This is a genomic window from Polynucleobacter aenigmaticus (genome assembly GCF_002206635.1).
GTDB classification, from domain to species: domain Bacteria; phylum Pseudomonadota; class Gammaproteobacteria; order Burkholderiales; family Burkholderiaceae; genus Polynucleobacter; species Polynucleobacter aenigmaticus.
Window position 1 is genome coordinate 25,638 of record NZ_NGUO01000002.1, and the last position, 25,058, is coordinate 50,695.

22 protein-coding genes and 1 pseudogene are annotated in these 25,058 nt (G+C 46.9%); 17 read left to right on the forward strand and 6 right to left on the reverse strand.

Features of this window, described 5'->3' with window-relative positions; genetic code table 11:
• Window positions 1-8: 8 nt before the first annotated feature.
• The 6 genes and pseudogenes from CBI30_RS00725 to CBI30_RS00750 all read left to right on the forward strand — a co-directional run bounded on the left by CBI30_RS00725 (window position 9) and on the right by CBI30_RS00750 (window position 6,795).
• Window positions 9-848 carry an HlyC/CorC family transporter gene (locus CBI30_RS00725; protein WP_088526440.1) on the forward strand — a complete coding sequence of 280 codons (840 nt, stop codon included), beginning with the start codon at window positions 9-11 and terminating at the stop codon, window positions 846-848.
• Between the two features lie 8 nt (window positions 849-856).
• Window positions 857-2,383, forward strand: a complete 1,527-nt coding sequence (gene lnt / locus CBI30_RS00730) for an apolipoprotein N-acyltransferase (protein ID WP_240553455.1) — start codon at window positions 857-859, stop codon at window positions 2,381-2,383.
• A 60-nt stretch (window positions 2,384-2,443) separates the two neighbouring features.
• Window positions 2,444-3,337, forward strand: a complete 894-nt coding sequence (gene glyQ / locus CBI30_RS00735) for a glycine--tRNA ligase subunit alpha (protein ID WP_088526442.1) — start codon at window positions 2,444-2,446, stop codon at window positions 3,335-3,337.
• A gap of 7 nt (window positions 3,338-3,344) precedes the next feature.
• Window positions 3,345-5,483 (forward strand): glycine--tRNA ligase subunit beta, encoded by a 2,139-nt coding sequence (gene glyS, locus CBI30_RS00740; protein WP_088526443.1) that lies wholly within the window; start codon window positions 3,345-3,347, stop codon window positions 5,481-5,483.
• Window positions 5,480-6,053: pseudogene (gene gmhB / locus CBI30_RS00745) on the forward strand (D-glycero-beta-D-manno-heptose 1,7-bisphosphate 7-phosphatase). Before glyS ends, gmhB begins: the two are co-directional and overlap by 4 nt.
• Window positions 6,054-6,060: 7 nt before the next feature.
• Window positions 6,061-6,795, forward strand: a complete 735-nt coding sequence (locus CBI30_RS00750; RefSeq protein ID WP_088526750.1) for a lysophospholipid acyltransferase family protein — start codon at window positions 6,061-6,063, stop codon at window positions 6,793-6,795.
• A gap of 19 nt (window positions 6,796-6,814) precedes the next feature.
• On the opposite strand, the gene rsmA is transcribed toward CBI30_RS00750, so the two are convergent.
• Genes rsmA through CBI30_RS00770 form a run of 4 tightly spaced genes read right to left on the reverse strand, consistent with a single transcriptional unit; the run spans window position 6,815 to window position 12,570 of the window.
• Window positions 6,815-7,591 (reverse strand): 16S rRNA (adenine(1518)-N(6)/adenine(1519)-N(6))-dimethyltransferase RsmA, encoded by a 777-nt coding sequence (gene rsmA / locus CBI30_RS00755; protein WP_088526751.1) that lies wholly within the window; start codon window positions 7,589-7,591, stop codon window positions 6,815-6,817.
• Complete coding sequence (gene pdxA / locus CBI30_RS00760) at window positions 7,591-8,610, reverse strand: 4-hydroxythreonine-4-phosphate dehydrogenase PdxA (protein ID WP_088526444.1); 1,020 nt, start codon at window positions 8,608-8,610, stop codon at window positions 7,591-7,593. The genes rsmA and pdxA overlap by 1 nt, the downstream gene beginning before the upstream one ends.
• Complete coding sequence (locus tag CBI30_RS00765) at window positions 8,585-10,036, reverse strand: peptidylprolyl isomerase (protein ID WP_088526445.1); 1,452 nt, start codon at window positions 10,034-10,036, stop codon at window positions 8,585-8,587. The genes pdxA and CBI30_RS00765 overlap by 26 nt, the downstream gene beginning before the upstream one ends.
• Window positions 10,033-12,570: an LPS-assembly protein LptD gene (locus tag CBI30_RS00770; RefSeq protein WP_088526446.1), complete on the reverse strand. Its 2,538-nt coding sequence runs from the start codon at window positions 12,568-12,570 to the stop codon at window positions 10,033-10,035. The genes CBI30_RS00765 and CBI30_RS00770 overlap by 4 nt, the downstream gene beginning before the upstream one ends.
• A 33-nt stretch (window positions 12,571-12,603) precedes the next feature.
• On the opposite strand from CBI30_RS00770, the gene CBI30_RS00775 reads away from it, so the two are divergent.
• From CBI30_RS00775 to ruvB, 10 genes are all read left to right on the forward strand, one after another.
• On the forward strand, window positions 12,604-13,605 hold the full coding sequence (locus CBI30_RS00775; RefSeq protein ID WP_088526752.1) for an aminoglycoside phosphotransferase family protein: 1,002 nt from the start codon (window positions 12,604-12,606) through the stop codon (window positions 13,603-13,605).
• 13 nt (window positions 13,606-13,618) lie between these two features.
• Entirely contained in the window at window positions 13,619-14,335 is a 717-nt protein-coding gene (gene murU, locus CBI30_RS00780; protein ID WP_088526447.1) for an N-acetylmuramate alpha-1-phosphate uridylyltransferase MurU, read from the forward strand.
• A complete protein-coding gene (locus CBI30_RS00785; protein ID WP_088526448.1) occupies window positions 14,328-15,698 on the forward strand; it encodes an aminopeptidase P N-terminal domain-containing protein in 1,371 nt (456 codons plus the stop codon). The genes murU and CBI30_RS00785 overlap by 8 nt, the downstream gene beginning before the upstream one ends.
• A 28-nt stretch (window positions 15,699-15,726) precedes the next feature.
• Window positions 15,727-16,884 carry an FAD-dependent monooxygenase gene (locus CBI30_RS00790; RefSeq protein ID WP_088526449.1) on the forward strand — a complete coding sequence of 386 codons (1,158 nt, stop codon included), beginning with the start codon at window positions 15,727-15,729 and terminating at the stop codon, window positions 16,882-16,884.
• 149 nt (window positions 16,885-17,033) lie between these two features.
• A complete protein-coding gene (gene dusB / locus CBI30_RS00795; RefSeq protein ID WP_088526753.1) occupies window positions 17,034-18,050 on the forward strand; it encodes a tRNA dihydrouridine synthase DusB in 1,017 nt (338 codons plus the stop codon).
• Between the two features lie 28 nt (window positions 18,051-18,078).
• Window positions 18,079-18,348: a helix-turn-helix domain-containing protein gene (locus CBI30_RS00800; protein WP_088526450.1), complete on the forward strand. Its 270-nt coding sequence runs from the start codon at window positions 18,079-18,081 to the stop codon at window positions 18,346-18,348.
• 18 nt (window positions 18,349-18,366) lie between these two features.
• The gene (purH, locus tag CBI30_RS00805; RefSeq protein WP_088526451.1) at window positions 18,367-19,947 is read left to right on the forward strand and encodes a bifunctional phosphoribosylaminoimidazolecarboxamide formyltransferase/IMP cyclohydrolase; all 1,581 of its coding nucleotides are present in this window, start codon (window positions 18,367-18,369) and stop codon (window positions 19,945-19,947) included.
• A gap of 33 nt (window positions 19,948-19,980) precedes the next feature.
• Entirely contained in the window at window positions 19,981-20,499 is a 519-nt protein-coding gene (gene ruvC, locus CBI30_RS00810; RefSeq protein WP_088526452.1) for a crossover junction endodeoxyribonuclease RuvC, read from the forward strand.
• Window positions 20,500-20,548: 49 nt separating this feature from the next.
• Window positions 20,549-21,130 carry a Holliday junction branch migration protein RuvA gene (gene ruvA, locus CBI30_RS00815; protein ID WP_088526453.1) on the forward strand — a complete coding sequence of 194 codons (582 nt, stop codon included), beginning with the start codon at window positions 20,549-20,551 and terminating at the stop codon, window positions 21,128-21,130.
• Window positions 21,131-21,148: 18 nt separating this feature from the next.
• Window positions 21,149-22,216, forward strand: a complete 1,068-nt coding sequence (ruvB, locus tag CBI30_RS00820) for a Holliday junction branch migration DNA helicase RuvB (RefSeq protein ID WP_088526454.1) — start codon at window positions 21,149-21,151, stop codon at window positions 22,214-22,216.
• 3 nt (window positions 22,217-22,219) lie between these two features.
• Here the strand turns inward: ruvB and tyrS are convergent, their stop codons facing one another.
• The gene (gene tyrS / locus CBI30_RS00825; RefSeq protein ID WP_088526455.1) at window positions 22,220-23,452 is read right to left on the reverse strand and encodes a tyrosine--tRNA ligase; all 1,233 of its coding nucleotides are present in this window, start codon (window positions 23,450-23,452) and stop codon (window positions 22,220-22,222) included.
• A gap of 88 nt (window positions 23,453-23,540) precedes the next feature.
• Between tyrS and CBI30_RS00830 the strand changes: the two genes are divergently transcribed.
• On the forward strand, window positions 23,541-24,671 hold the full coding sequence (locus tag CBI30_RS00830; RefSeq protein WP_088526456.1) for an anhydro-N-acetylmuramic acid kinase: 1,131 nt from the start codon (window positions 23,541-23,543) through the stop codon (window positions 24,669-24,671).
• Between the two features lie 12 nt (window positions 24,672-24,683).
• Here the strand turns inward: CBI30_RS00830 and erpA are convergent, their stop codons facing one another.
• Window positions 24,684-25,058 (reverse strand): iron-sulfur cluster insertion protein ErpA, encoded by a 375-nt coding sequence (gene erpA, locus CBI30_RS00835; protein WP_088526457.1) that lies wholly within the window; start codon window positions 25,056-25,058, stop codon window positions 24,684-24,686.

A 25,058-nucleotide genomic window follows, 5' to 3' on the forward strand; every position in this document is an offset into this window, starting at 1 on the left:
CTTGCTATATGCCTGACCCCAATAAATCCCTTTTAGAACGCCTGGCTGATTTTTTAACGCCACAACCAACCAGCCCAGCAGAACGTCGTCAAGAACTCATTGACACTCTAAGAGAGGCCCAGACTGAGGGCTTAATTGATGCAGATGCCCTCTCAATGATCGAGGGCGTCTTTCAGGTGGGCCAATTGTGTGCTCGAGATATTTTGGTCCCTAGAGCCCAAATTGACTGGATCGATATCAACCTGCCTTTATCTGAAATTATTAAAAGCGTCATTACAGCCGCTCATTCGCGCTTTCCTGTTTTTGAAGGTACCCGCGACAATGTCATTGGCACCCTGTTGGCAAAAGATTTATTGCGCCATTCCACTGAAAAAGATTTCCAGGTGCGTGACTGGTTGCGCCCCGCAGTATTTATTCCTGAATCAAAACGCTTAAGCGTTTTGTTGCGCGACTTTAAAGACAATCGAAATCATTTAGCTATTGTTGTGGATGAATATAGTGGCGTCGCTGGGATCATCACGATTGAAGATGTCCTTGAGCAAATTGTTGGTGACATTGAAGACGAACATGATATTGATGAAGAAGCAGACAACCTCATCTCGTTAGACAACGGTGATATTAGAGTCAAAGGCATCACCGAGCTTGAACAGTTTAATGAAACACTAGGCACTCAATTTGATGTCGAAGGCATTGAAACCGTCGCCGGTCTTGTTATTCAGCGTCTTGGTCGAGTTCCTAAAGTTGGTGAACTCATTAAGATCGACGGCGTTGAATTTGAGGTTCAGCGCGCTGATCCAAGACAGATTCATATTCTGCTCGCACGACAACTTCCTAAAAAGCCTGATTAAGGATTGCTTTGATTGATCGGCTACTGCCAAGGCTTAGCAATAGCATCGGCTTTCTGATGTTGTTCGCTCTTGGCGCAATGCTTGCAGGGGCTGCAGAACTGCCTTTGGGGGGATGGATTCAGATTCCGATCCTCAGCCTCATCTGGTGGCAAATCAGAAAAAATCCATCCACATCTTTTAGGGCAACCTTTTTACTAGGCCTGTCATTTGGCCTTGGCTACTTCGTCCTAGGGCTGTGGTGGATTTTCATTAGCCTGCATGACATCGGTGGAATGAACGTCGCACTCTCCTGCACCGCAGTCTTCTTGCTTGCCGGCCTATTGGCCATCTTTTTCGCTTGCGCCACACTGGCAATCAATGCCTCGAAAGGGAAATTTTTTCCAGGGCTACTTCTGGCGGCTAGTTGGGTAGCAACTGAATATTTGCGGGGCATTCTTTTTACAGGTTTCCCATGGATGGGCCTGGGAGAGACCCAAGTCTATGGTCCATTTGCGCCAGTCGCTCCCTACCTAGGTGGATTGGGATGTACGTTTTTTGTAGTGTTGATCTCTTGGCAACTACTCTCCTTGAGGGCGCATTTCAAAACTACTGCATTATTTTTAGTGTGCATTGTTGGGTTAAGTCAACTCTTGGGTGTTTGGTCTTTTACCAAACCAAAGGGGGGGCCACTTACTGTAGAGCTCATTCAGGGAAATTTTGCTCAAAGTTTAGTTTTTAAACCCGAGGGTATGCTGCAACAAATTGCATTTTATAAATCCACAATGACTGACTCCCAAGCAGATTTGGTGGTGTCTCCAGAAACAGCTTTACCATGGCCTGAGACCAATTTACCCACAGGCACACTGGAAGACCTTCAGGACTTCGCGACCAAGAATAAGCGCTTTCTTTTATTTGGCATCTTAGGGCGACACTTCAATCCTGCGGATGGCAGGGAGTTTTCCAATCGAGCTATTGGTCTAAGCCCAAGCAGCCCGCCTTATCGTTACGATAAGTCTCACCTAGTTCCTTTTGGCGAATTTATTCCTCCAGGATTTCGCTGGTTTGTAAATGCATTTAATGTTCCCTTAAGTGACTTTTCTCGGGGACCTCAAAATCAACCCTTGTTCATCATTAATAGAGAAGGGCAATTACCACTCTACGCAGCGATCACTATTTGCTATGAAGATGTCTTTGGCGATGAGTTAGCCGCACGCTTACGCAATAGCGAAGAATCTGCCAACCTCTTCATCAATATGACCAACCTCGCCTGGTTTGGAGATTCCCAAGCGCCGACGCAACAATTAAGACTATCGCAACTACGCTCACTTGAAACAGGCCTGCCTGCGCTACGCGCCACCAATACTGGGATCACAGCAGTGTTGGGGCCAGATGGCAAAATTTTGGCGGAACTCCCCAAGTTCACCCAGGGGATCTTAAAGACTAGCATTCAAACCTACTCCGGCAAAACGCCCTATGTCATTTGGGGAAATATCCCTATTTTGAGTCTTTCTTGTCTCCTCCTGATCTTAGGCTTCATTCGCCAAAGACGGATTTAATCGTTATTTCATGGTTTGCTCGCTTAGCCATGTAAAATCAAAGGCTTAGCTAGGTTAATCATGCTTACTTTTCAGCAAATCATTCTCAAACTCCAAGATTACTGGGACCAACAAGGTTGCGCCCTATTGCAGCCTATTGACCTTGAGGTCGGTGCCGGTACATCTCACACAGCCACCTTCTTGAGGGCCATCGGCCCCGAGCCATGGAAGGCTGCTTACGTTCAACCCTCACGTAGACCCAAAGATGGCCGCTACGGAGAGAATCCAAACCGTTTACAGCACTACTACCAGTTCCAGGTAGTGCTTAAGCCTGCGCCGGAAAATATTCTTGAGCTCTACTTGGGCTCGCTTACTGCCCTAGGCCTAGATCTTCAAAAGAATGATGTTCGCTTTGTTGAAGATGACTGGGAAAACCCAACCTTGGGCGCATGGGGTTTAGGCTGGGAAGTCTGGCTTAACGGCATGGAAGTGACTCAGTTCACTTATTTCCAGCAAGTTGGCGGCATCGACTGTAAACCCGTTTTAGGCGAAATCACTTACGGCATCGAGCGCTTGGCGATGTACATCCAAAATTGCTCCAACGTGTATGACCTTGTTTGGGCTGATGGTATTTCTTATGGTGATGTATATCACCAGAACGAAGTTGAGCAGTCTTGTTACAACTTTGAACACTCCAATACCGACCTGCTTTTTGCAAACTTCACCAACTATGAAAGTGAAGCCAAGCGCCTGATGGAAGTGCCATTAGCCTTGCCTGCTTACGAAATGGTGCTCAAGGCTGGACATACCTTCAACTTACTAGATGCCCGTGGTGCAATCTCAGTTACGGAGCGTGCGGCTTATATCGGACGCATTCGCAACCTTTCTCGTGCAGTAGCGCAAGCTTACTTTGAGTCTCGAGAGAAATTGGGATTTCCGATGTGTCAACGCCAATCCAAAGCATCAGTAGCGTAACCTAACTATGAGCACACCGAATTTTCTCTCTCAATCAGATACTCTTTTAATTGAAGTATTTACCGAAGAGCTTCCACCAAAATCATTGCGTCGCTTGGGTGATGCATTTAGTGATGGTATTTTCACTAGCTTAAAATCAGCAGGTCTTCTCGGCGAGAGCTCAGCGGCAACTGGCTATGCCACGCCGCGTCGGCTTGCAGTTCAAATTACCAATGTATTGAGCCAGGCTCCCGACTATCCAGTGCGCGAAAAATTGCTACCCATCAGCATTGCGTTTGATGCTGATGGCAAGCCAACCGCGCCGCTAATAAAGAAATTGTCCGCTCTTGGTTACGCTGACATCGACCTCTCCACACTAGAAAAATCAGGTGAAGGAAAAAATGAGGCGCTCTACCTCAATGTCATCGCAACAGGTGCAGCATTAGAGCAGACTGCTCAAGCAGCACTGGGGCAGACATTAAACAAATTACCCATTGCCAAAATGATGCACTACCAAGTACTGCAGAAAAATGGTGAATTAGCAGATGTTGAGTTTGCACGTCCCGCGCACCGCATCGTTGCCCTCCATGGTAAACACACACTCAATATCAGCGCTCTTGGTATTGACGCTGGCAATCAAACCGAGGGCCACCGCTTCCTTGCTCCAGGAGTCGTTACTTTTGCCTCTGCAGATCAATACGAATCTGATCTCAGCAATAAAGCGAAGGTAATGCCCAGCTTTAATCAACGCCGTGAATTTATCCAATCCGCTTTATTAAAAGCTGCTGGAGATGATTTGGTACTGATGCCAGAGAGCCTATTGGATGAAGTTACGGCTTTGGTTGAGTGGCCAGCAATTTATGAATGTCATTTTGATCCAGAGTTCTTGGAAGTTCCACAAGAATGTTTGATTTTGACAATGCAGACTAATCAAAAATACTTTGCATTGACGGATCAGCAGGGTAAGTTACGCAATCGGTTCTTAATCGTATCCAATATTGAGACCGATAAGCCAGAGGCTATTATTTCTGGAAATGAGCGCGTAGTTCGTCCACGTTTATCTGACGCGCGTTTCTTTTTTCAGCAAGATCAAAAGCGTCCATTAGCCTCTCGTGTAGTCGACCTTGGAAAAGTGGTGTATCACAATCAACTTGGCAATCAACTGGACCGGACAAAGCGTGTACAAGCAATTGCTGTTGGTATTGCTAAAGCCTTATCCGCTGATGAAACATTAGCTAGTCGCGCTGCTGAAATTGCTAAAACGGATTTGCTAACTGATATGGTTGGTGAATTCCCCGAACTCCAAGGGATCATGGGTCGCTACTACGCAACACATGATGGTGAAAACGCCGAAGTAGCTTCTGCTTGTAGCGAGCATTACATGCCCCGCTTTGCAGGTGATACATTGCCTCAGACCCAAACTGGCACGATCCTGGCTATCGCTGACAAGTTAGAGACTCTGGTTGGTATTTGGGGTGTTGGTCTCGCACCTACCGGCGATAAAGACCCGTATGCTTTGCGTCGTCATGCCCTAGGTATCTGCCGACTCTTACTAGAGAAGAATCTCAGCCTAAATTTACCGAATTTAATTGAGTTAGCTCGCCAACAGTTTCCGCAGAAAGATGTTCAAGAAAAAGCAAAGGCCGAAGATATCTACGGATTCATCATTGATCGTCTCCGCGCTTACATGCGCGATCAAGCAGTTGCCGGCAAGCCATTCACTACCGAAGAGATTGATGCTGTATTAAGCCAGTCTCCGACTCAACTGAATGATTTAATCGATCGCTTGACTGCCTTGCGTGAATTTAATGCCCTAGCAGAAGCTGCACAGTTAGCTGCTGCCAATAAGCGCATTAGCAATATCTTGAAAAAGAACGCAAGCGCCATTCCCGCGACTTGCTCAGGAAAGCTGCTCCAAGTCCCCGCTGAGATTGCATTGCATCAAGCGCTGGAAAGCATTATCCCGGCACTGACTTCTGCTTATGAGCAGCGTCAATTTGTCGATCTACTGAAAGCGCTTGTAGCTCTCAGCGCTCCAATTGATCAATTCTTTGCCGATGTGATGGTGATGGATCCGAATCCAGAGTTACGCGATAACCGTCTAGCTCTCCTGCAACAACTTCACCAGAAAATGAATCTCATTGCCGACCTCGGCAAACTAGCATGAGCAGTAGCTCTTCTAAACTCATCATTCTTGATCGCGATGGCGTGATCAACGAAGATCGAGATGACTACGTGAAGTCGAGTGAAGAATGGATTCCGCTACCTGGCAGTCTAGAAGCAATTGCACTACTCAATCAAGCAGGCTATCAAATTGCCGTGGCGACCAACCAATCTGGCTTGGCTCGCGGTTATTTCAATATCAATGACCTGCATGCCATGCATAGCAAGATGGATAAGTTGCTCAAACCCTTAGGCGGCCATATTGATAGCGTTTTTTTCTGCCCACACACTGATGCCAATGCTTGCGATTGCCGCAAGCCCCTGCCAGGGATGATGAAAGAAATTGCTCTACGCTATAAAAAAAAATCAGAGCGCTACTCCTTTATTGGGGGTTCCCATTGTTGGCGACTCTTTGCGCGACCTCCAAGCAGGAATCGCTCTTGGTGCAAGCCCCCATTTGGTGTTGACTGGCAAAGGTAGAAAAACTCTTGAAAAAGGTGACCTACCAGAGGGCACGCAGATTCATGAAGATTTGATGGCATTTGCTAATGCAGTCTTACAAGATAGGGTTTAATGCAAATATGACTTTTATCCGTTCCGCCCTGTTCACCCTGTTTCTGCTCGTCTTTACGCCGATCTGGTCAATACTGTGCATATTGGTTTTTCCATTCCTCAATCCTGAGAATCGCTACCGCTTTATCGGCCTCTGGAATAAGGTAGTAATCTGGATTTTGCAGCCCCTCTGTGGCATTCGTTACGAATTTCGTGGCATGGAAAACATGATGGCGGTTTTGGATCAACCCGTTGTCGTACTGAGCAAGCATCAATCTGCCTACGAAACCATTGCCTATATCGCATTACTTCCCAAGCAAGTCTGCTTCGTCTTCAAGCGTGAATTGCTTTGGATCCCATTCTTTGGTTGGGCCTTAGCCTTACTCAAGATGATTCACATCAATCGCAATAGCAAAGAAACTGCCGCCCTCTCAGTGGTTGGGCAAGGACGTAAACGCTTAAGTGAGGGTAAATGGATCCTATTGTTTCCCGAGGGCACTCGAACACCTACTGGCTCGCATAAACCCTATAGCAAAGGTGGCGCAAGACTTGCGAGCGCTACTGAGGCCATGGTTATTCCCATTGCCCATAATGCTGGTCGCTGCTGGCCAAAGAATAGCTTTCTAAAGCAACCGGGGACAGTGATCTTCTCAATTGGTCCTGCCATTGCCTCTGCTGGAAAAACCAGCGGTCAACTTCATCAAGAAGTAGAAAAGTGGATTGAGGCTGAGATGCGAGCGATTGATCCGACTGCCTATCAGTAGCCGATATCCATTTGTGAATTTAAGTGGCTAAGATCTTAGCCCATTCAATATAGCGCTCTACTGAAATATCTTGAGCACGTGCTTTTAATTCAGAGTCAGATAAAGCCAGCCGATCAGCGAAGGCTGATAAGTTAGTGCGTAACATTTTTCTTCTTTGAGAAAAAGCTGCTGCCACTACTTTTTCCAAGGCATGCCACTGGGCATTACTTAAATTGAAATCTTGTCGAGGAATCATGCGAACTACTGCTGAATTCACTTTAGGCTGCGGATCAAATGCTTCAGGAGGAACCTCAAGCACAAGCTCCATGTCATAACGCGCTTGCAGCATCACAGATAGCCTGCTGAATTCTGAGCCACCAGCCTTAGAAACCATCCGCTCTACTACTTCAGCCTGCAACATAAATACTTGCTCATCAATCATATGAGCGGCAGAAACTAGATGAAAGAGTAACGGCGAGGATATGTTGTAAGGCAAGTTACCAACCACCTTGCATAAACCACTATTGGCTGGTCGTACTTTTGCCCACTCTAGAAAATCGAACTTAAGCGCATCTCCCTCAATGACATTAAGTCCCTTCAGATTTTCTTGATTCCAATAGGCAACCAAATCTCGATCAATCTCGAGAAGATCTAAGCGGTCGAGATTACTCAACAGAGGTCTAGTTAGCGCACCAAGACCGGGACCGATTTCAATCACGTGCATATTTTCACTAGGATTAATTGCGGCAACTATGGAGTAGATAACCCCCGAGTCCTGCAAAAAGTTTTGGCCAAATCGTTTACGAGCACGATGCATCATATATTTGCATTCTGAGAATTTACCGCTAATTGATAGGCTAAGCTTAAGGCTTCAAACATACTGCCGGAATCTGCAATCCCTTTGCCAGCGATATCTAGTGCGGTGCCATGATCTACTGAGGTACGAATAATTGGCAAGCCTAAGGTAACATTCACGCCACCACCAAAACTGACAAACTTAAATGGCGCCAAGCCTTGATCGTGATACATCGCAATAAATGCATCCACACTCTCTAAGCAGCCAGCATCAAACATGGTATCACCCGGATAAGGTCCACTCACCTCAGTGCCCAGTTCTTTAGCTGCTTCAATAGCCGGAGTAATCACATCAATTTCTTCGCGCCCTAGGTAGCCCGATTCACCTGCATGAGGATTTAAGCCCGCTACACGAATGACGGGCCTAGCGATACCAAATTTTGCACGCAAGTCCGCGTCAACAATGCGGATAGTTTCCAGAATATGCTCATAGTTCAATGCAGAAGCAACATCCCTCAATGGTAGATGCGTCGTTACTAGAGCCACTCGAAGAGCATGGCTTCTCTGGAGGCCTAAGAAGCCTGCTGGCAAAGTCGCACATAACATCATGACAACATGATCTTGATTGCAGAGCTTGGCCAGATATTCAGTATGTCCAGTAAACAGCGCATCATTTGAAGTGACCCCATCATTAATCACGCTCTTTTGTATTGGTGCCGTCACCATGGCGTCAAAGCGGCCATTAAGACATCCCTTGGTAGCTTTATCCAGAATATCGAGGACATACTGCGCGTTAGTAGGATTCAATTGTCCTGAAATCACCGGCGCAGAAAGGGGAATTGGTTCCACCCTCAAACGAGCCGATAGCCCCTTAGGTATGCTAGATATTGGGAATAGACTTGCATCACCCAGAAGGGTAATAGTCGCCGCAGGCTGCTCTTGCAAGAAGGCTAGCGCAGCTGCGAAAGAAACCTCTGGACCAACCCCTGCAGGCTCGCCAGAGCTAATGGCGAGATTAACGAGGACTGGCTGCTGGATCATCTGCGTTAATGATCTTCACCGTAGCGGTATCGCGTAATTCACGCAACCAATCTTGATAAGCCTGTTCAAACTTACGCTCACGGATTGCTGCGCGAGCAAATTGACGCTGCTTCTCTAGAGTTAACTGCGCTTCACGACGCTCGAGTACTTGAATTAAATGCCAACCGAACTCAGTCTTCACTGGATTGCTTACTTCACCAATTTGCAAGCGATTCATGGCTTGATCAAATTCTGGGACTAAATCACCGGGCCCCATCCAACCAAGATTTCCACCATTTGCGGCAGATCCATCTTCTGAGTACTTTTTAGCCAATTCACCAAAATCAGCAGTCTTTGCACGCACCTGATCACGGTAGCCTGCAAGGCGTCTTTCAGCATCTTGATCGGTCAGTCCAGCACGACTACGCAGCAAAATATGGCGAGACAAAGTCTGTGTCACCATAATGTTTTGGGGGGTTGATGGAGTGCTCTCTTGCGGCGCAGCTTGTTGAACCTCAGGAGCGCCCGCTACCAGTGCACGACGATCCAATACCTTCAGCACGTGATACCCAGCAGGACTTTTGACTACTGCATTGGCAACTTGACCGCTACCGGTGTTTCTAACAGCCTCATAGAATAATTGCGGCAAGCGATCTGGAGTGCGATAACCCAACTCCTGAAACTTAATCTTCGGATTATCTTTTGCAGCCATAGCACCAAGTTGTAAGAAATCTACATCGCCACGGGCATCACGTAAAAGTGATTCTGCTTTTTTCTTTGCCTCAGCTTGAGCGCCAACTCCTGCACTAGCATCTGCAGGAATGAAAATCTGTGCAACATCAATTTCTTCTGGCTCACCCTTTGCAGCTGGGGTTGAACGCGTTGCTTTTCCCACACCAGCTACCGAACGATTTCGGTCTAAGATGAAGTTATCAACTTCTGCATCCGAAATTTTGATCTTGCCTTCAACTTCGCGTTCGCGATAGCGACTAATAATCACATCATCTCGCAGCATTGCTCGATAGCGCTCATAAGAACTACCAGTAGCCTCTATCTTGACCTTCAATTCAGCAATGGTTAATTTATTTTTAGCAGCAATATCACTAATGATTTTGTCGAGCTCCTTATTGCTTACCGTGACGCCTTCTTGTTCGGCATTTTGGATTTGAATCTTTTCAAGGATGAGGCGCTCAAGTACCGTCTTGCGCAAGGTGGCAGCATCAGGAAGTTTAGTTCCCTGCTTTTGAAGTGCCACGATGCGATCATCAATCTCTTTGCGCGTTACATAGCCAGTATTCACAACTGCCGCGACACCATCAATATTGCGAATTTTGCTATCTGACGAAGTCTTGGAGCTATCTTGCGCAAAAGCAAATTGAGACAGCAAGGCAGCGCTAGCCAATATCGTGGCTGCAAGAGCTTGTTTAAATCGATTCCTACGCATCATTGATAGTTCTCATATATTGAAGGGGGTATAGGCTTAGAAGTAGGCATATATCCGGGAACATTAAACTTCATGATATCAACTGGATTGCTTCCAGCGCTACCAAAACCCCTAAATTCGACCTGAAAGAGTACTTGAGTCGTGGTTATTTGTGAAGTATTCAGCATCTGTGAGTAAGCTCCACGCAAAGTCCAGCAGTCTCGCATCCACTCTAGAGCTACAAGTGTATTGAGCGTTTTGGTCGTTAAAGCGTCATAACCCCAGCGGCCCAAGACAGAGACCTCGCGAGTGAGCGGCCATTGGCCTGAAATATTATATTGATCAGTAGTGGTAGCTGCAGGTACAAAAAAAAGCTGGTTATTCTGAATGGATGCTTGTGTTGGCGGGGTCCAAACATTGCGATAGCCAAAGTTTAAACTTCTGCCCGGCGTAGGGCGCCAACTTCCACCTATCGTTGTTTGAACCAGGCGATTTAATTGAGTGTTGTACTGACCGAACATATCCGTGCTGAAGTTGCCAAGCAGGCGAATTGAGGCCGAACCCAATGTATCCGAATAAGTAGAAGGGTTTGCAATGGTGCCGTTTAGGCCCACTTTCTGACCCGTAAAGCCCTGTCGCTGAGCAAGAGTTACATTAGCCCGTTCTGCACCGGTATTGGCCTCAATCATGCGGCTAGTTAAGCCGCCAGTCAGTTTATTGTTATCAGCAATACGGTCATTGCCGATGAATGTGTTTTCGCTAAAAATTTGAGTTACACCAAAACCAGCGTCTGCCGTATCAAACAAAGGGGTTTGAGCTTGGCTTTGAAATGGCGTGTAAACATAAAAAGCTCTTGGCTCCATCGTGAGCAACATATCGCGACCAAAGAAGCCTTTTAACTCAGCAGCATCTCTTTCAAACGCGAGCCCTGAATCCAAACTAAATGTGGGGATAGTGAATCCCTGCGTAGCTGGTGCGCCCACTGGGTTGTATGGTGTTGCGTTATAAGTGTTTGACTGAAAGCTCACTTTAGGGGTGATGTAATAACCAGGCGTAATCTGAGGAAGAGCCATGGCGCCCTTAATCACTGTTCGATCTGCTTGACTGAACGCACCCGGAGCAGTTAGCGCCAAGTTGCCACCAATGTTATAGGCAAAGCGCGTGAAATCGGTTGAAAAGGTCGTTGCAGGACCTGATGGCAAGGTAATGTATTTCCCACTGGTATCGGCAACTGCTGGCGTTAAACGATTGTTATAGGCAGCTGTGATGTTCGGCAAAATATTATAGGGGGACTGCACTGTCACTGTTGGGTCTGGCTGTAAGGTTTGAAAAGTCATTGCCCTCGCCCCCACAGTCCAATTGCTTAAGCTTCCCGTCAAATTCTTAGTGGTGCCCACTTCTTGACGAAACTGACTAGTTACAGCCCCCGCAATACTTTGCGAAAAGTCAGTTGGGTACAAGTTATCTGAAACCCGAGCCATATTGGCATAACCCGTCCATGCACCAGCAATTGGGATTCCACCCATCCCCAATAAGTCACCACTAAAGTTTTGTCTCTGCTGCCAGTCATAGCGCCAGCGATCAGTTCCAGTCTTGCGGTCATAAGGAAGATAGTCTCCACCCAAATTGCCTGAATACTGTTTATCTAAAAATTGGTATTTAGCTCCCAACTGAACCCCACGCTGACCCATGACTCGTGGTATCAATAACAAATCACGGTTTGGTGCGATGTTCACGTAATACGGCTGCGTAATATCAATGCCGTTATTGGAGTTATAACCAGCTACTGGCGACAATATTCCAGAGCGGCGTTGATTGGCAGTTGGGGCTGTGAAATAAGGAACATAAGCAATAGGCACATCAAGGAATCGCATTACACCGTGCGTACCCACCATTTCTTTTTGTTCGTTATCTATCTCAAGCGTACTAGCCGTGAAATACCAATCCAGATTTTCTGGGGTACAAGTGGTGTAGGTTGCTTTATCAAACACAAATACATCAGAGGTTTCGATCGTTAATTTTTTTGCATTGCCACTGGCGCGGTTATCACGTAGCTCGTAATTCGGGGCCTCCATTTCCCCTTCACGTGCATCGACTCTAAAGCGGGCTTTCGGCCCCTTGAAGGATGCATTCCCTTTTGAGAACTCAGTATTGCCAGTTAAACTCGCTACATCTGAATCGGGATCGTATTGAATTTCATCTGCCTTGATGACAGCACCGTTACGACGAATTTGTGCGTGTCCTTTTAAACGCATTTCCCGATCAACAATTCCATCAATCGAATCACTCGATGTGAAGGTTAGCGCTTTACCGTCCTCAATAGGCTTTCCAACTCGCAATTGATCATCTAGCTTTAGGACGGTGACATCCCCACGATCAGGGATCAAAACGGAGTTGGCAGAGCTACCCAAAGACTGTGCTGAAGGGGGCGAAGGTGCGGGTGCTTGGGCAATACTGGGAAGAGCAAATTGTGACAATGCAACCCCCGTCAATACTCGCAGGGTGACAGCTAAAAAAAGAGGGGCGCAAAGGCCGGCGCGACGGCGATAATGACTCATAGATCCAGACCCGCCTTATTATACGAATCGACCATGACTGACTCTCGCTTAGACACCCTCCGCAACTGGCTAAAAGGCCTTGAACCTAGCTGGCAATTAGATCTCCCCACTTTGGCACCAGCCTCGGCAGATGCCAGCTTTCGGCGGTATTTCCGGATTGAGTCCAAAAACCCGGATTTTTCGACTTTGATCGTGATGGACGCTCCACCCCAACATGAGCCCTTGGATGCCTTCATCAAGGTCGATTTATTACTCGAAAATGCTGGTTTAAATGTTCCTCAAATTCTAGAAAAAAATGTTGCCGAGGGATTTCTTTTGCTCAATGATCTGGGAAATAAAACCTACCTCGCGGAGTTGAACGATGAGACGGCGGACTCACTCTATCAAGATGCAACCCACGCTTTAGTGCAAATGCAATTAGCAAGCAAACCAGATGTATTACCAAACTACGATGAAGCGCTCTTGCAGCGTGAGCTAGATCTTTTTCCAGAGTGGTACTTGAAGAAGCATCTGCACACAGAATTAACAGATCTTCAGAATTCTCAAATTAAGCAGGCGTTTGAGTTGATTATTCAAAATAATTTAGCTCAAGAAAAAGTCTACGTGCATCGCGATTACCATTCACGCAATCTTATGGTGACCAAAGAAAATAATCCAGGTGTGATTGATTTTCAAGACGCGGTTTATGGGCCGATTACTTACGATGCCGCCTCTCTCTGGCGCGATGCCTATATTGCATGGCCAGAAGAACGTGTGATTGATTGGGTCATTAAGTTTTGGGAAGAAGGTCGTCAAGCTAGCCTACCAATGCCAAATGATTTTGGACAGTTTTATCGCGACTTTGAGTGGATGGGTTTGCAACGTCACCTCAAAGTCTTGGGTATTTTTGCAAGACTCTTTCATCGTGATGGAAAAGACGGCTACCTCAAAGATATTCCATTGGTTCTCGAGTATGCGATTGCCACTGCCAACCGTTATATTGAATTAAAGCCTTTGGCGCGTATTCTGGAATCGACACGGCCAACTAAGGAATAAGCATCCATTCATAATGAATCAGCGCAATCTCATTCCCTGTTTATTACTTGCCGCAGGTCGAGGCGAGCGCATGCGTCCTTTAACGGATGAGCTACCTAAGCCACTACTCACAATCAAGAACAAATCCTTACTAGCATGGCACTTGGAAGCATTAAGTGCAGCAGGCATTCAAAAGGTTGTAATTAACCATGCTTGGCTAGGTAAAAAGATTGAAGATGCCTTGGGTAATGGCAGTCAATTTGACCTCAAGATCACATACTCCCCAGAAGCTAGCGCCCTAGAAACAGCGGGAGGCATTCGCAAGGCATTGCCCCTCCTAGACCCAAATGACTATTTCCTGGTAATCAATGGCGATGTCTTTTGCCCTAATTTTCCAATCGAACTACTCATTGCACAGCTAGATAAGCTTCGCAAAGAACTAAATCCCCCTCTGGCCCACCTTGTTATGGTGCCCAATCCAGTCCAACACCCTAACGGAGACTTTTATCTCAAAGCCTCCCAAGTGTTCGACCACCCAAGAGATGGGGCTGAAAAGTTGACCTTTTCTGGTATTGGCCTTTATCACCGGGACCTATTTAAAGACCTAGTAATGGGCGCTCCTGCCCAGCTAGCCCCTCTTCTAAGAGAGGTAATACTTAAAAATAGAGTGTCTGGTGAAAAATATACTGGACCATGGCACGATGTAGGTACACCCCAACGATTACAAGAGCTCAATGCAGCGAATGAATAAATCCCTTATTTACCAACAACGTCGAGTCGAACTGGCAAAACTGATCCGCACCAAAACTGGTGGTGGTGTGGCCATCATCACTACAGCGCCTGAGACTGCTCGCAATCGAGATAGTGAGTTTCCATATCGTCATGACAGTGATTTTTTCTATCTCACTGGTTTTGAAGAGCCGGGCGCAACGCTGGTTCTGAAGGTTGCAGGGTCGAGCTCTCAGCCTCAATTAGAGTCCCATCTGTTTTGCAGACCAAAAGATGCGGAGCGTGAAATTTGGGATGGCATTCGCTTAGGGCCAGAAGCCGCACCTGAGGCATTAGGCTTGGAATACGCCCATGGCAACCATGAACTAGATAGCAAGCTGAGTGATTTGTTGGCCGATCAAGATGCAGTCTATGTACGCCTTTCCGAAAGCGCAGAAACAGACCGTCGTTTACGGCATTGGATGAAACAAGTCCGAGGCCAAGCTCGTGCTGGCATCAATCCACCCTCCGAGTTTCATGATGTTGAGAGTTTGATTCATGAGATGCGTCTGTTTAAAGATGCGCATGAAATTGACATCATGCGTCGTGCTGCAGCCATTTCTGCACGCGCCCATATCCGCGCCATGCAGACTTGCAAACCCGGACTACGCGAATACCACCTCGAGGCAGAATTACTGCATGAGTTCCGCTATAGCGGTGCACAAAGCGTTGCCTATAACAGTATTGTTGCTGGTGGTGCCAGCTCTTGCATTCTTCATTACCGCGCCAGCAATGCCGAACTCCGCAGTGGCGAGCTCTGTCTCATTGATGCTGGCTGTGAATTAGATGGCTATGCCTCGGATATCACTCGCACCTTCCCAGTCAATGGCAAATTTTCTGGTCCACAACGTGCCCTGTATGACATCACGCTAGCTTCGCAAGAAGCGGCAATTGCGGCAACGAAGCCAGGCAATACTTTTATTCAGCCTCACGAAGCTGCATTAAGAGTGCTTACTCAAGGCTTACTTGATGAAAAACTTCTCAAGCTATCTGAATTAGGATCTCTGGAAAATGCTATTGAGACTGGCGCTTATCGCCGTTTCTATATGCACCGTACGTCACATTGGTTGGGCATGGATGTGCATGATGTCGGCTCGTATCGCGAACCACTGAGCACAGCAACAGATTCCTCAGAAAAGCCATGGCGCGTACTTCAACCGGGTATGGCCCTCACTATTGAACCGGGCCTATATATTCGACCAGCGGATGATGTGGATGAACGCTTTTGGAATATTGGCATTCGCATTGAAGATGATGCAGTTGTCAATGATTTGGGTTGTGAATTGATTTCTCGCGGCGTACCAGTGAAAGCCGATGAAATCGAAGCACTGATGAAAAATAATTAGTACCCTACCGAGTAAAAAATTACCCAGCATGCAAGCAGAGAACTTCGATATTGTGATTCAAGGTGGTGGGCCAGTAGGCCTCGCTTGCGCTGCGTGGTGCTTGCAAAAATTCCCAGAGGCAAAGATTGCATTACTCGATCGCAACCCTGTGGATGATGCAGACTTGGCAACTGCAGATAGCAGAGGCATTGCCCTATCTCACGGCAGCAAACTATTACTCGACACCATCAATGCCTGGCCAAGTGAATGCGCCGATATTCATCGGGTGCATGTTTCTCAAGCAGGTCATTTTGGTCGCACACTCATGACTCGTGAAGAGTTGAAGCAAGATGCACTCGGTCATATCATTCGCTATCGCGACATTCATCTGACTCTGCGCAAAGCCTTAAGAACGATTCAAGTTAAAAGCCCCAACTTTGTCTGGCGCCATATTGATGCCCAGGCCAATATTGAAAAAATTCAATCCAAATGCATCGTGCATGCCGAGGGTGGATTATTTAAAAATCAGGATTGGGTAGAGTCCGGTAGAGACTACGAGCAATCTGCATTGGTAGGCTTGGTTGAGGTCGAGAATGCAGCGCCTCATCAAGCTTGGGAACGCTTTACCTCCCAAGGCCCGTTGGCTATTTTGCCAAGTCACTATGGCTCCCATATTCTGAATCTGGTTTGGTGCGGATCGCCAGCATCTTCACAAGCTCGCCTAGAGCTAAGTGATGCGGATTTCTTAAAAAGCTTACAAGCAGAGTTTGGTTCGCGCATTGGACAATTTCTAAAGATCCAAGATCGCCGTCTTTATGAGTTAGGCCTCAATTACCGCAAAGAAATTACCCAGGCTAATGAAGTCTGGATTGGCAATGCTGCCCAAACTTTGCATCCTGTTGCAGGACAGGGTCTTAATTTGGGATTGAGAGACGCCTATCTTCTCTCTGAAAAACTCAGCGCACTTTTTTCCAGGCCTGAAGATCAAAAAAATCCCACAGCGATCAAAGAAACTTTGCAGGATTACGCGCTTAGCCGTAAGGCCGATCGCGCTGCCACCATCGGTCTCACTGACTTCATGGCTAGAATCTTCACATCAAATCTACTGCCGATTGTGATTGGTCGAGGATTGGCTTTATCAGCCCTCCAATGGCTCCCTCCAGTCAAGACAGCCTTAGCCCGCCAGATGATGTTTGGTAGGCGCTAGAAGGCTGAAATAGCCTCCAAAATTCAAGCCCTCCCAGTTTGACCTAAATCACGGAATGTGCCTATTTTTTAGGCAGATTTAAGCCCAATTGTGCTAAAGTGACATCCTTTCCTAAGCACTAGAAACAATCCAGATCCCACCCAATGCAAATGAAGATTGGCCCACACCTTCTCGCAAATAGATTATTTGTTGCCCCTATGGCTGGGGTAACAGATCGCCCATTTCGACAGCTTTGTAAAAAGCTGGGGGCTGGTTATGCCGTTTCTGAAATGGTTGCTTCAAATGCCTTGCTATGGAAGAGTGAAAAAACCCAGCGTCGCACTAATCACCAGGGTGAATTCAAGCCCATCGCAGTCCAAATCGCTGGCGCTGATCCACAGATGATGGCCGCAGCAGCCAAACTTAATGTCGATCATGGCGCTCAGATCATCGATATCAATATGGGTTGCCCCGCTAAAAAGGTGTGCAATGTTGCAGCCGGCTCAGCACTCTTAAGAGATGAGCCCTTGGTGCAGCAAATTTTAGAAGCGGTAGTTCAGGCTGTAGGTGTAGGGCCCGATGCCGTGCCAGTAACGTTGAAAATTCGTACTGGCTGGGATCGTGAACATAAGAATGCTATTGATATCGCGCGTCTTGCGGAAAGATCCGGCATCTCTATGCTGACAGTTCACGGTCGCACTAGAGCAGACCTGTATCACGGTGAGGCTGAGTACGAAACCATTACCGCCGTAAAAAATAATGTTGCCATTCCAGTGGTCGCAAATGGCGATATCAACACCCCAGAAAAAGCAGCTTTTGTTTTAAAGGAGACCGGTGCTGATGCCATCATGATTGGTCGCGCAGCTCAAGGACGTCCTTGGATTTTTCGAGAGATTAACCATTTTTTGGAAACGGGCGGTAAATTACCGACACCTCAAATTAATGAGATTCAGGACATCATGAATGCCCACCTGATTGATCACTACGAATTCTATGGCGAATTCATTGGCTTACGTACAGCACGTAAGCATATCGGCTGGTATTGCAAGGGCTTGCGTGACTCCCATGCATTCCGCCAAAGAATGAATACTGCTGACGATTGCAAAACACAACTGCAAATGGTGAATGATTTTTTTGATGAAATGAAATCTCACTCAGATCGTTTGTTATTTTTAGAAGCAGCCTAAATTTAGTTTTAAATTATTTAATTTACCTATGGCCAATAAACACCCCATCACCGAATGTATTGAGACCCAGCTACAGCAGTACCTGGACGATCTCAAAGGAACACCCCCATCTGACTTGTACCAAATGGTTCTAGCAGTTGTTGAAAAGCCTATGCTGGAATTAGTAATGCAGCATGCCAATCAGAATCAATCATTGGCTGCACAGTACCTTGGCATTAATCGCAACACCCTTCACAAGAAGTTGGTCGAACACCAACTTTTGAAATCAGTTCCACCTGAATCGCGAATTCTTGATTAATTACACCTCCAGAAAAATATGATCCGTACAGCCCTACTCTCCGTTTCCGATAAAAATGGCATTGTGCCTTTTGCTAAAGCCCTCCATGAGCAAGGCATCAAGCTGATCTCTACTGGTGGCACTGCCAAGCTTTTGGCTGAAAATAACCTGCCTGTAGTGGAGGTATCCTCGCTAACCAAGTTTCCAGAGATGCTTGATGGTCGAGTGAAGACATTGCACCCCATGGTTCATGGTGGTCTATTGGCTCGCAGAGATTTTCCTGAGCATATGGCCGCTTTAAAAGAACATGGTATTGATACGATCGACATGCTCGTGATTAATTTGTATCCATTTAATGAAACGGTTGCTAAAACTGATTGCTCATTTGAAGATGCGGTTGAGAATATCGATATTGGTGGTCCAGCGATGTTACGTGCTGCCGCCAAAAATCATCAAGATGTCACTGTGTTGATCTCGCCAGAAGATTACGCTCCAGTACTAGAGGAAATGAAAGCCAACAAGAATGTTGTTTCTTATAAGACCAATTTGGGTCTGGCTAAAAAAGTATTTGCACACACCGCTCAATACGATGGTGCCATTGCTAATTATTTATCTGCGTTGGGCGATGACTTAGATCACAAAACGCGCTCCGCTTATCCAGAGACTTTGCACCTCGCATTCGAAAAAGTACAAGAGATGCGTTACGGGGAAAACCCACATCAATCTGCAGCTTTTTACAAAGATATCTCTCCAGTCGATGGTGCACTTGCTAACTATAAGCAACTGCAAGGCAAAGAGCTGTCTTATAACAATATTGCTGACGCTGACTCTGCTTGGGAGTGCGTTAAGAGCTTTACTGGCAATGCTGGCGGTGCCGCAGCCTGTGTCATCATCAAACATGCCAACCCTTGCGGTGTTGCCGTAGGTGCCAATGCACTTGAGGCATACCAAAAGTCCTTTAAAACTGACCCAAGTTCGGCGTTCGGTGGAATCATTGCCTTTAATGTGCCATGTGATGGCGCAGCGGCTGAAGCAATCTCTAAACAGTTTGTAGAAGTATTGATTGCCCCAAGCTTTAGTGATGAAGCCAAAGCAATTTTTGCTACGAAACAAAATGTTCGTCTCTTAGAGATTCCGCTAGGTACTACATTTAATAGCTTTGATTTCAAGCGCGTTGGTGGCGGTCTCTTGGTTCAGTCTCCTGATTCAAAGAACGTTCTTGAAGGCGAAATGCGCGTTGTCAGCAAACGCCTGCCAACCCCAAGCGAAATGCACGACATGATGTTTGCTTGGCGCGTTGCTAAGTTTGTCAAATCCAATGCGATTGTGTACTGCGCTAACGGTATGACCCTCGGAATCGGTGCAGGCCAAATGAGTCGTGTCGACTCTGCACGTATGGCCAGTATCAAGGCTGAAAATGCAGGCTTAAGTCTTAAGGGATCAGCAGTTGCGAGTGATGCCTTCTTCCCATTCCGCGATGGTTTAGATGTTGTGGTGAACGGTGGCGCAAGCTGTGCTATTCAGCCCGGTGGCAGCATGCGTGATGATGAAATCATTGCAGCAGCTAATGAGCATGGCATTGCCATGATCTTTACTGGCATCCGCCACTTCCGTCACTAAGCCACTTAAAGAGACGAAAACAAATAAGTACCCATGCGCTGGATAGGAATTGACCCAGGTCTACGAACAACCGGTTTTGGCATCGTCGATGTTGATGGTCAAAAACTGACTTACGTAGCCTCTGGGACGATTGAAAGTGGTGATCCAGCCCAAGGACTTCCTGAGAGATTGGGAATCTTATATGCGGGCATCAAAGAAGTTTTAGAGACTTACCATCCAGAGCAAGCCGCTATTGAAGAGGTATTCCTGAACGTCAATCCCCGCTCAACCCTGATGCTAGGTCAAGCCCGAGGCGCAGTAATTGCTGCCCTAGTCTCTGAAAAACTTCCCGTAGCTGAATACAGTGCACTGAGAGTAAAGCAATCCATTGTTGGGACTGGTCGAGCTACTAAGCCCCAGGTTCAAGAAATGGTTAAGCGCTTGTTACGCCTAAGCCGCGCACCCGGAACAGATGCGGCAGATGCTTTAGGGGTAGCCATTTGCGCTGCGCATCATGCCCAGATACCTAAAGCAATTACAGCTGCTCTTGCAGTCAAGAAACGCAGTAAGTAAAACCTTAAAACAGTAAGCAACAACAATACAAACAGGTTAAGATCCTCACATGATTGGTCGCATTCAAGGCATTCTCGTTTCAGTTCATCCGCCCCGACTCTTGGTTGATTGCCAAGGTGTTGGATATGAGATCGATGTACCGATGAGTACTTTGTATCAATTACCTGAAATCAATCAAAAGATTACCCTTCTTACACACTTCCAGGTCCGTGAAGATGCACAACAACTCTTTGGCTTTGCCACCGAGACTGAGCGTGAAGCATTTAGACAGTTGATTAAGATCAGCGGTGTTGGTTCCAGAACTGCCTTAGCAGTTCTCTCTGGCATGAGCGTCAATGAATTGGCACAAGCGATTGCCATGCAAGAAGCTGGGCGTCTGACTCAAGTCCCCGGTATTGGCAAAAAGACCGCTGAGCGTCTTTGTTTAGAACTCAAAGGGAAGTTAGCCCCAGATTTAGGTATCACTGGCGGTAAGCCTCAAGCCATTGAAGCTAGTAGTGAAATATTGCAAGCGCTCTTAGCCCTAGGCTATTCAGAAAAAGAGGCTCATTTAGCCCTCAAACAAATTCCTCTGGATAGTACGGTTTCTGATGGCATTCGAATGGGTTTGAAATACCTCTCGAAATCTTAAAACCACTACACTTGTAGCATGGCAATACATACCGAAGACCTCAGCGCTATTCCCGAAGATTTACCAGAAGGTAATGACCGCATCGTGAGCGGTGCAGCCGGCAATTCTGAGGCTGTCTTTGAAAGAGCATTGCGCCCAAAACAGCTTGATGAGTATGTTGGCCAGACTAAAGCCCGCGCCCAATTAGAGATCTTCATTAGTGCAACTAGAGCAAGACAAGAGGCGCTTGATCATGTCCTACTCTTTGGCCCTCCTGGACTTGGCAAAACTACCTTGGCACACATCATCGCTAGAGAGCTTGGTGTTAACTTGCGTCAAACCAGTGGCCCTGTTCTAGATAGGCCCGGTGATCTTGCTGCACTACTGACTAATTTAGAAACCAACGATGTTCTCTTTATCGATGAGATTCATCGCCTCTCTCCAGTTGTAGAGGAAATCCTCTATCCAGCACTTGAGGACTACAGTCTAGATATCATGATTGGTGAAGGTCCAGCCGCGCGTAGCGTCAAGATTGATCTCAAGCCATTTACTTTGATTGGCGCAACTACCCGCGCCGGTATGCTCACTAATCCCTTACGAGATCGTTTTGGTATTGTGGCAAGACTGGAGTTCTACACCACGGAAGAACTCACCAAAATCATCACACGTTCAGCCAGCCTATTAAAGGCAAGCATTGATCCAGAGGGATCTATTGAGATCGCTAAGCGCGCCCGTGGCACTCCGCGTATTGCCAATCGCCTACTGCGTCGTGTGCGCGACTATGCTGAAGTCAAAGGCACCGGCATCATCACTAAAGCCATGGCTGATGCAGCACTTAAGATGCTCGATGTCGACCCAAGTGGTTTTGATGTGATGGACAGAAAATTACTTGAGGCCATCTTGCATAAGTTTGATGGCGGCCCAGTCGGTATTGATAACTTGGCAGCAGCTATTGGTGAGGAACGAGACACCATTGAGGATGTCTTAGAGCCTTACTTAATTCAGCAGGGTTACTTACAAAGAACCTCTCGTGGAAGAATAGCAACCCGACAGGCTTACGAGCATTTTGGCCTCACGCCACCAAACAACTCTGTGATAGAGCCCTAAGACTTAAGTCAGCGTTACCTTAGCAAACTTACGCTTACCTACCTGCACTACATAAGTGCCGAGTTCGATCTTCGCTTGTTTATCAGCAATCGTTACGCCATCAATCTTCACACCATTTTGCTCAATGTTGCGCATGGCTTCTGATGTTGATGGTGCAAGACCTGCGGCCTTGAGAAGATTGGCAATCCCCATAGGAGCGCCAGTCAGGGTTACTTCTGGAATCTCATCGGGCACACCGCCTTTAGCACGGTGGTTAAAGTCTTCTAGGGCTTTTTCTGCTGCATCTTGCGAATGGAAGCGCGCTACGATTTCTTGACCGAGTAGCACTTTGCAATCGCGTGGGTTACGGCCAGCGGCAACCTCTTGCTTCATTAAATCAATCTCCGCCATGGGGCGGAATGATAGCAATGTGAAGTAATCCCACATCAAGTCATCAGAGATGCTCATGAGTTTGCCAAACATTTCGCTAGCAGGCTCACTGATGCCAATGTAGTTGCCTTTGGACTTGCTCATCTTGTCCACGCCATCCAAACCAACGAGGAGTGGCATTGTCAAAATACATTGCGGCTCTTGACCATACTCACGTTGGAGTTCACGACCAACTAGCAAGTTGAATTTCTGATCAGTGCCGCCGAGTTCTAAGTCACTCTTTAAGGCAACAGAGTCATAACCCTGCATCAATGGATACAAAAACTCATGTACAGAAATTGGCACACCACTACGGTAGCGCTTAGTAAAGTCATCACGCTCTAACATTTGGGCAACGGTATATCGTGCTGCCAGCTGAATCATGCCGCGTGCACCGAGTGGATCGCACCACTCACTGTTGTAGCGGACTTCAGTTTTGGCAGGATCAAGCACCATGCTAGCTTGACGATAGTAGGTCTGCGCATTGACCGCAATTTCTTCTGCGGTTAACGGTGGGCGCGTAATATTGCGTCCAGAGGGATCGCCAATCATGCTGGTGAAGTCACCGATCAAGAAAATAACTGTATGACCCAAATCTTGCAGCTGACGTAATTTGTTTAAAACAACCGTATGCCCCAAATGAATATCCGGCGCAGTAGGATCTAAACCCAACTTAATCCGCAAGGGAGTGCCAGTAGCCTGACTTTTGGCTAGCTTCGCAATCCAATCTGCTTCAACTAATAGCTCATCACATCCCCTTTTAGTTACTTCAAGGGCTGCAAAAACTTCAGGAGTCAGTGGATATTTTTGTTCGGGTTTAGCAGGCATGCTGATTTGGTAAGCTGATTCAGTTAAATTAGTATTAGATTGCTAAAGCATAATTGTCGCATTCCTGAGAACAAAGTCCCGATACCGTATGAATAAGCCTCATTCCCTCTATATTGGCCTGATGTCTGGCACTAGCCTAGATGGGATCGATGCCGTGCTAGCGAGGATTGATTCTGACGGAGCGGTAAGCCTATTGGGGGCTGTAAGCAGCCCCTTCACGCCTGAATTACGCAAAGCCCTGCTAGGCCTGCAATCTCCAGGGCCAAATGAGCTCCATCGGGAAAAGCAGGCGGGAAATGCCCTGGCTATAGAGTACGCCCAGGCCGTTCAGGACTTGCTCACACAGAAGAATCTGAATGCCACTGATATCAGTGCAATTGGTGCCCACGGTCAAACCATTCGTCATCAAGCCGATCTTTCTGATCATCTTGCCTATACCCACCAAACCCTCAATCCAGCCCTATTAGCAGAGCTCACTGGGATTGATGTCATTGCTGATTTTAGAAGTCGCGACCTGGCAGCAGGTGGTCACGGTGCACCATTGGTGCCAGCTTTTCATGCGCAGCAATTTTCTGCCGACGAAAATATCGCCGTCCTCAATTTAGGTGGCATTGCTAATCTCACACTCCTCCCAAAAAATGGGGAAGTAAAAGGATTTGATTGCGGCCCCGGAAATATGCTGATGGATGCTTGGATTGCCGATCAGCAAGGGCATACCTTTGACGAAAATGGTACCTGGGCATTACAAGGCGCAGTCAATCAATCACTCCTCACCAGAATGTTGGCTGATCGATTCTTTTCTAAGGCGCCACCAAAGAGTACAGGGCGCGATGACTTTCATCTGGAATGGTTACAAAAACAGATTGGTCTAGACAACATCAATGCCGAGGATGTTCAAGCAACACTCTTGCATCTGACGGTGAACTCATCGCTACAAGCATTAGAGTGCCATGCTCCACATACCCAAACACTCATTGTGTGTGGTGGTGGCGCGCGCAATACGGCACTCATGAATGTATATAAAGCAAGCTCACAAGCGATCTTTAAAAAACCTCTGGAGATCGTGACAAGCGATGCGCTGGGAGTAGACCCGCAGTTAGTAGAGGGCCTCGCATTTGCTTGGCTTGCATGGGCGCATAAAGAAAAACGGCCAGCAAATTTGCCAGCCGTTACGGGAGCGAGGGGACCTAGAATTCTAGGCGCTTGCTATCCTGCGTAGTTTTTAAATTACTTAAGCAGAGAAAGAAGATCCGCAACCACAAGTAGTTTGAGCATTTGGATTCTTAATCACAAACTGTGACCCATTGATATCTTCTTTGTAATCAATCTCAGCGCCAACTAAATACTGAAAGCTCATTGAGTCAACCAACAAAGTCACGCCATTCTTTTCAAAGAGCGTGTCATCTTCATTGACTGCATCATCAAATGTAAATCCATACTGAAAACCTGAGCAACCACCACCTTGAACGAACACGCGGAGTTTCAATTCAGGGTTACCTTCTTCAGCAATCAAGTCGGCCACTTTTGCAGCAGCGCTATCCGTGAACACCAATGGGGTTGGTGGCTCGGCTAAATCTTGTGCAGTTTGTGTCGCTAATTCAGTCAT

Coding starts and splice junctions, on each gene's coding strand:
- dusB (WP_088526753.1), top strand. CDS start 17,034: ATGAAGATTGGCCCACACCTTCTCGCAAATAGATTATTTGTTGCCCCT.
- ruvA (WP_088526453.1), top strand. CDS start 20,549: ATGATTGGTCGCATTCAAGGCATTCTCGTTTCAGTTCATCCGCCCCGA.
- rsmA (WP_088526751.1), bottom strand. CDS start 7,591: ATGCATCGTGCTCGTAAACGATTTGGCCAAAACTTTTTGCAGGACTCG.
- CBI30_RS00785 (WP_088526448.1), top strand. CDS start 14,328: ATGAATAAATCCCTTATTTACCAACAACGTCGAGTCGAACTGGCAAAA.
- purH (WP_088526451.1), top strand. CDS start 18,367: ATGATCCGTACAGCCCTACTCTCCGTTTCCGATAAAAATGGCATTGTG.
- glyQ (WP_088526442.1), top strand. CDS start 2,444: ATGCTTACTTTTCAGCAAATCATTCTCAAACTCCAAGATTACTGGGAC.
- glyS (WP_088526443.1), top strand. CDS start 3,345: ATGAGCACACCGAATTTTCTCTCTCAATCAGATACTCTTTTAATTGAA.
- CBI30_RS00765 (WP_088526445.1), bottom strand. CDS start 10,036: ATGATGCGTAGGAATCGATTTAAACAAGCTCTTGCAGCCACGATATTG.
- CBI30_RS00750 (WP_088526750.1), top strand. CDS start 6,061: ATGACTTTTATCCGTTCCGCCCTGTTCACCCTGTTTCTGCTCGTCTTT.
- pdxA (WP_088526444.1), bottom strand. CDS start 8,610: ATGATCCAGCAGCCAGTCCTCGTTAATCTCGCCATTAGCTCTGGCGAG.
- CBI30_RS00725 (WP_088526440.1), top strand. CDS start 9: ATGCCTGACCCCAATAAATCCCTTTTAGAACGCCTGGCTGATTTTTTA.
- ruvB (WP_088526454.1), top strand. CDS start 21,149: ATGGCAATACATACCGAAGACCTCAGCGCTATTCCCGAAGATTTACCA.
- murU (WP_088526447.1), top strand. CDS start 13,619: ATGAATCAGCGCAATCTCATTCCCTGTTTATTACTTGCCGCAGGTCGA.
- CBI30_RS00790 (WP_088526449.1), top strand. CDS start 15,727: ATGCAAGCAGAGAACTTCGATATTGTGATTCAAGGTGGTGGGCCAGTA.
- erpA (WP_088526457.1), bottom strand. CDS start 25,058: ATGACTGAATTAGCGACACAAACTGCACAAGATTTAGCCGAGCCACCA.
- CBI30_RS00775 (WP_088526752.1), top strand. CDS start 12,604: ATGACTGACTCTCGCTTAGACACCCTCCGCAACTGGCTAAAAGGCCTT.
- CBI30_RS00830 (WP_088526456.1), top strand. CDS start 23,541: ATGAATAAGCCTCATTCCCTCTATATTGGCCTGATGTCTGGCACTAGC.
- ruvC (WP_088526452.1), top strand. CDS start 19,981: ATGCGCTGGATAGGAATTGACCCAGGTCTACGAACAACCGGTTTTGGC.
- tyrS (WP_088526455.1), bottom strand. CDS start 23,452: ATGCCTGCTAAACCCGAACAAAAATATCCACTGACTCCTGAAGTTTTT.
- CBI30_RS00770 (WP_088526446.1), bottom strand. CDS start 12,570: ATGAGTCATTATCGCCGTCGCGCCGGCCTTTGCGCCCCTCTTTTTTTA.
- CBI30_RS00800 (WP_088526450.1), top strand. CDS start 18,079: ATGGCCAATAAACACCCCATCACCGAATGTATTGAGACCCAGCTACAG.